This window comes from uncultured Chryseobacterium sp. (assembly GCF_936933875.1).
GTDB lineage: Bacteria > Bacteroidota > Bacteroidia > Flavobacteriales > Weeksellaceae > CAKZIK01.
This window is the reverse complement of sequence record NZ_CAKZIK010000038.1, coordinates 1-5975: the sequence shown is the minus strand read 5'-3', so window position 1 is coordinate 5975 and position 5975 is coordinate 1. Positions and strand designations below refer to the sequence as shown.

General features: G+C 34.8%; 7 protein-coding genes and 1 pseudogene. 4 read left to right on the top strand and 4 right to left on the bottom strand.

Translation table 11 applies throughout. The features are described 5' to 3' along the window. Positions 1-116 precede the first annotated feature (116 nt). Complete coding sequence (locus tag Q0252_RS06330; protein WP_297984685.1) at positions 117-554, bottom strand: hypothetical protein; 438 nt, start codon at positions 552-554, stop codon at positions 117-119. A 311-nt stretch (positions 555-865) separates the two neighbouring features. Here Q0252_RS06330 and secG point away from each other — a divergent pair, with 311 nt between their 5' ends. Next, the gene (gene secG, locus Q0252_RS06325; RefSeq protein WP_297984684.1) at positions 866-1222 is read left to right on the top strand and encodes a preprotein translocase subunit SecG; all 357 of its coding nucleotides are present in this window, start codon (positions 866-868) and stop codon (positions 1220-1222) included. A 56-nt stretch (positions 1223-1278) separates the two neighbouring features. On the opposite strand, the gene Q0252_RS06320 is transcribed toward secG, so the two are convergent. Both Q0252_RS06320 and recR read right to left on the bottom strand, forming a co-directional pair. Then, on the bottom strand, positions 1279-2112 hold the full coding sequence (locus tag Q0252_RS06320) for a glycosyltransferase family 2 protein (protein WP_297984683.1): 834 nt from the start codon (positions 2110-2112) through the stop codon (positions 1279-1281). 6 nt (positions 2113-2118) lie between these two features. Continuing rightward, on the bottom strand, positions 2119-2730 hold the full coding sequence (recR, locus tag Q0252_RS06315; RefSeq protein ID WP_297984686.1) for a recombination mediator RecR: 612 nt from the start codon (positions 2728-2730) through the stop codon (positions 2119-2121). Positions 2731-2809: 79 nt separating this feature from the next. Here recR and Q0252_RS06310 point away from each other — a divergent pair. The 3 genes and pseudogenes from Q0252_RS06310 (at position 2810) to Q0252_RS06300 (ending at position 5443) form a co-directional block, all read left to right on the top strand. Next, positions 2810-3414, top strand: a pseudogene (locus tag Q0252_RS06310) (hypothetical protein). A 9-nt stretch (positions 3415-3423) separates the two neighbouring features. Further along, complete coding sequence (locus Q0252_RS06305) at positions 3424-3918, top strand: hypothetical protein (protein ID WP_297984682.1); 495 nt, start codon at positions 3424-3426, stop codon at positions 3916-3918. An 82-nt stretch (positions 3919-4000) separates the two neighbouring features. Continuing rightward, a complete protein-coding gene (locus Q0252_RS06300; protein WP_297984681.1) occupies positions 4001-5443 on the top strand; it encodes an aminoacyl-histidine dipeptidase in 1443 nt (480 codons plus the stop codon). Between the two features lie 54 nt (positions 5444-5497). On the opposite strand, the gene Q0252_RS06295 is transcribed toward Q0252_RS06300, so the two are convergent. Continuing rightward, positions 5498-5752 (bottom strand): hypothetical protein, encoded by a 255-nt coding sequence (locus Q0252_RS06295; protein WP_297984680.1) that lies wholly within the window; start codon positions 5750-5752, stop codon positions 5498-5500. Positions 5753-5975: the final 223 nt, after the last annotated feature.

Sequence of the window (5975 nt, the reverse complement as noted above, 5' to 3'; positions counted from 1 at the left end):
TTTTAATCAAATGGACAATCTTTTTCTTTTTTAATTCCTAAATGCACAACGGGTTTGATTATATAATTTGTTATTAAAGCATGAGGATAATAAAATTGTTAATAATACTAGTGTTTTCATTTTATTTTACTTTTTCTTATTTGAGTTAATATATAAGTTAAACCCGAAGCATAATCTGTCATTGAATTTCCAGTTATTAGCCCTGTAAGATCATTGTAATAAAGCTTATTAAAAGAACTTGCTCCCTTTATTATTTCGTTGTCAGCATTATCAAAAAATGTAAAATAGTTACCAGATGCATCACTCCCCATTCCTACAATTACAACGAAATGATCTGTTGTATTATCCAGATTTCCTGGACTCCCAGGAGCATCATCAACTCCAATAACAGGAATACCATTTGATAGTGCATATTTTAAATAACTTAAACCACTTGATAATGCGTTCCAATTTACTCCATTTTGTGTTGTATATATTTGAAAAGTTTGTCCATTGTCATAATAGTTAGAGATTTGATATCCCTTTATTGCAATTTGAGCTTTTGCATAATCCATACAATTTCTTTTAATACCAGGATAACCCCAACCTATAAAATTATTTAGCGATAAAACATTAGCAATTGTTGGCCAACTTTGTTGTTGTGGGTAGAAAATATCATAAGTAGTATTATATTTGTGTTTATGTTAATATAATTTTTACTTTGTTAGAAATTTTTTGACATTTTCTGGTAATTGTTAGTAATCTTAAATTTTCAACTTAAAATTAATAAAATTTTCAAATGTGCCCAATTAAAATTTTATTCATTTTAAAATCAGTTTTTTTAAACAAAATCCTTATATTTGCACACTAAATTTTTGAAACAGTAATGAGTACAATATTTACATTATTCATGATTCTCATCATGATTTTGAGCGTTCTTCTTATCATCATCGTTATGGCGCAAAACCCTAAAGGTGGAGGTCTTTCCAGTACTTTCGGCGGTGCTTCTTCTGCACAGTTTGGTGTACAGAGAACCAATGATTTTATGGAAAAAGCAACCTGGACTTTAGGTATTGCAATCGTTGTTTTGATTTTGTTGAGCGTTATTCTTACTGCAAAACCATCCGTTACAGCACAGCCAGTTCCTACGCAAAAAACAGCTCCGGCTCCAACGCAGCAAACTGCTCCTGCAACTACAACAACTACAGCGCCGATTCAAACTCCGGCTCCTGCAGGAAACTAATCAGCAATTAATTATACCTTATAAAAAAGCGGCTCAAAATTTTTTTGAGCCGCTTTTTACTTTAGTTTTATTTTGTCGAGCGTGTGTCGCAAATTTAATCCCGCACTTAGCAATTTGTGTTGGAGTGGTTTTTCTTTTCGATAATATTTATCGATAAAGATTTGCATTGCACCATAAAATCTTTGCAGATAAACATCATTTTTCACGGTGCTTTCGCCTTTGTGATGAAGGATGGAAGATTTCCCGTAATACCAGTTCTGATAGCCATTTTTAAGGAGGGTATAGCAAATATCGATGTCTTCACCATACATAAAATAAGCTTCGTCCAATCCGCCAATTTTTTGGTAAACCTCTTTTTTAATGAGCATAAAAGCACCGGTAATTACTTCCACTTGCGCAACCGTGTTTTCATCAATATCGTTTCTGTAATACGTTTTTGAATTGTTTTTCTTGAAATTTGTGAACAGCTTTTCAAAGGTGTTGAACATATCCGGAACAGACCTTTTGCTTTCCGGCAGAAAATTTCCCTCTGCGTCGTGCATTCTCACACCTAAACATCCGAAATTTTTTTGTTCATCAGCGAAACCAAGGATTTCTTTCATGTAAAAACCTTCAATTTCGGTATCTGGATTCAGTAAAAGAAGATATTCTCCTTTTGCTTGGTTGGCTGCTTTATTGTTGGCAATTGCGAAACCATTATTTTTATCGGAAGCGATCAACTTTACATCTGAGAATTCGGTTTGAAGTAACTTCCAAGATTCATCTTCGGATTTGTTATCGATTACAATGGTTTCATAATCAATGTCTTGAATGTATTTTTGAATTGAAGAAAGGCAATTCCTCAACAACTCGGTAACATTATAATTGACGATGATAATGGAAAGTTTCAAACCAAATTAATCTTTTTCGTTATAAGGAAGTCGGTTCTGTATCGAACGTCCGAGTGAAATTTCATCAGCATATTCCAGTTCATCACCCACAGAAATTCCTCGTGCAATCGTGGAGAAATTCACCTCAAAAGTTTTGAACTTTTTATAGATGTAATAAGCTGTTGTATCACCTTCCATGGTTGCACTTAAAGCAAAAATGAGTTCTTTTACTTCGCCGGAATTGAGTTTTTTTTCTATTGAACTGATATTAAGTTGCATCGGTCCAATTCCTTCCATGGGAGAAATTTTTCCGCCCAAAACCAAATATTTTCCCTGAAATTTTCCGGTATTTTCAATCGCCATCACATCACGAACATCTTCAACAATGCAAAGTGTTTCACCATTTCTTTTCGGGCTCGAACAGATGTCGCAGAGTTCTAAATCCGAAAAATTATGGCATTCTCTACAATATTGAATGTCTGTAACCAGCTTCTGCAAAGCATTTCCCAAAGCAATTGCCTGAGATTCTGGCTGTCGCAAAAGATGAAGCGCCAAACGTAGGGCCGATTTCTTACCAATACCAGGAAGTCCGGAGATTTCTTCCACTGCTTTTGCCAATACTTTACTAGGATAGTCCATTACGCAAATATAAAGAATGTAAAATTTTACTGCAGAAATTTCCCTTTTCTTTTTCATATATTTGATAAAAATTGAATCTATGGTACTGAAAAATCTAAATTATCCGCTCGATTTTAAATTTAAAATCACCACGCTTTCCAGCGATTTCAATATTACCGATGTCAACGGAAATTATGTTGCTTACGTGCGCCAAAAAATGTTCAAACTGAAAGAAGACGTTGTAGTTTTCAGTGATGAAAGCAAAACGAAAGAACTTTTCAGAATTAAAGCCGACCGTTGGTTGGATTTTAACGCGAGTTATTCCATGACAGATTTGGTGAATGGCAAAAACTTCGGTCGTTTAGCACGAAAAGGAATGCGTTCTTTGTGGAAATCCCAATACGACATTGTTGATGAAAACGAACAGGTGAAATACCAGATTAACGAAGATAATGCCTGGGTGAAGATTTTAGATGGATTTATTGGCGAATTGCCTATTGTTGGGATGTTTACAGGATATTTTTTAAATCCTTCTTACACGGTAAAAGATTCTGCCGGAAAAGAATATTTCAAACTGAAAAAGATGCCGTCGCTCATCGGAAGACGTTTTCAGTTAAGCAGATAATAGATATCGATGATGAAGACGAATCTTTGGTGGTACTTTCTTTCTTGATGATGGTACTTTTAGAAAGAGCGAAAGGATAAAATTTATTTATGGTTAAAAACACAGCAATTATTTTTCTTTTATTGATGGCGGTTTCATGTAAAAAAGATACCGAAAAAATCAGTATCGAAAAATCGACCGAAAATGGAAGACCCACACAACTTCAATCTGTTTCAAATAAGCAGAATAACGAACCTTTTCAGTTAAAATCATTCGGTTTTCCGGCTGAAGTGGAAGGCTGCTCCTGTTATTTTGCAAAAAGTAAGATTGATTTTGATGCGGAAAAATATATTTACATCGACGATTATGGGAAAAATGCATTCATTAATGTTAATGGACAGATGGTGAAAATTCCAACGGAAGAAGTAGATATCAATCCCGAAAAGCTTGAGAAAAATGTGGACGGAAATGGTTATAAAATCAGTATTACCGGAAAAAAAGTAAAGGAAATGGAGGAAGTAATGATGTTTGAAGGAGAAATGAAAGTTACAAATCCTGAAGGAAAAACTGTTACCACACCAATTTACGGCGAATGTGGCTGTTAAAAAATGATAAAAATTAAAAATATACGCTTCTGCAATTTCAGAGGCGTTTTTTTATTCTTAAATTTGAGGAAATCAAAAATTTATGCCTTTATCCAATATTGAACCGCAAGTGATTTGGAAAAATTTTTCAGCATTGAACGCGGTTCCAAGACCTTCCAAAAAAGAAGGAAAAGTAATTGAATTCATTAAAAATTTCGGCGAAAACCTTGGTCTCGAAACTTCTGTTGATGAGGTAGGAAACGTCATCATCAAAAAACCTGCAACTCCGGGAATGGAAGACCGAAAATCTATCGTAATGCAAAGTCACCTCGATATGGTTTGCCAAAAAAACAGCGATGTTAATTTCGACTTTGAAACGCAGGGAATCCAGATGGAAATCGATGGTGATTGGGTGAAAGCAAAAGGTACAACTTTAGGTGCGGATAATGGATTAGGTGTTGCTGCGATTATGTCTGTTTTAGAAAGCTCGGATATTCCTCATCCTGCTTTGGAAGCACTTTTCACGATTGATGAGGAAACCGGAATGACCGGAGCTTTAGGTTTGAAACCGGGACAGCTTCACGGAGATATTTTATTGAATTTGGATACTGAAGAAGATGACGAAATCGATATCGGTTGCGCAGGAGGAGTGGATGTTACGGCAATGCAAACGTACGAATTGGAGGACGAAAAAGGAATGTTGGTGAAAATTAATGTAAAAGGTTTGCAGGGAGGACATTCCGGAATGGATATTCATAAAGGTTTCGGAAATTCCAATGTCATTTTGGGAAGGCTTTTGTTTACCGGATTGTATGATCAAAATATTCAGCTGATTTCTATTGATGGAGGAGGTTTACGAAATGCAATTCCAAGAGAAGCTTCGGCAGTTTTTTCGGTTCGCAACGCTCCGGAATTTATCGAAGCAGCAACGTCACTTAAAAATGCAATTTTGGAAGAATTTGCTTCAGTTGAAAAAGATTTAGCCATAACCATCGAGAATTTTTCTGCTCCTGAAAAAGCCATTTCAGAAGAAGATTCAAAGAAAATTATTTTAGCTTTGAAAGCTGCGCATAACGGTGTTTACAGAATGTCACCTGATGTAGCTGATTTGGTGGAAGCATCCAATAACGTAGCGAGAGTAGAATTAAAACACGGCGAACTAAAAATTTTAAATCTTACCCGTTCTTCTGTAGATTCTACAAAATTTGCCGTGGCAGAACAGTTAAAATCTGTTTTCGAATTGGCCGGAATGAACGTTGAATTTTCCGGTTCTTATCCAGGTTGGAAACCAAAACCGGGTTCCGAAATTGTAAAATTAATGGAAGGAATCTACGAAAAAGATTTCGGTGCAAAACCGCATGTAGTTGCTTGTCACGCAGGTTTGGAATGTGGAATTATCGGCGCGAATTATCCTCAGATGGAAATGGTAAGTTTTGGACCAACCATTAAAGGAGCGCATTCGCCGGATGAAAGGGCCAATATTCCCTCAACCCAAAAATTCTGGGGTTACCTGAAAGAAATTTTAGCCAATATTCCTAACAAATAATAAATAAAGAAAGTCCGCAATTTGCGGACTTTTTTATATAAGAAGTCAAAGAGTTTAAACTCTTACAACATCAAACTGAAAACCTGTTTTAAAATTCATCTGAAAATTAGAGTTCAGTCTGTATTTTAATTTTTTGGAGATTTCAGCTAATAAATTGAAATTATCTGCTTGCGAAATATCATCAGAAATAATTTCTTCATTATTAATTTTTATTCCCGCATCATCACATCTTAAAAACTCCAAACCATATTTGGAGTGCAAATTCTCAAGGAATTTTAAATCTTCTACCGATAATATATTTTCGCCCATTGCTGTCGTTTTTATTTTGATTTAAAATTACAAGTATTGTACCGCTGCGTTGTTATAATGTCATATTTTTTATTATATAATTTCCACATCTAAAACTAAAATCGCTAATGCATTTTTGCTTTTCTTTCTGCCGATGTAAATTATTTATTGATGTGCCGATTTTATTTTGTATTTTTGCAAAATATTAAATGACTACTGCGTACTTTTCAAAAAAATTAACTTT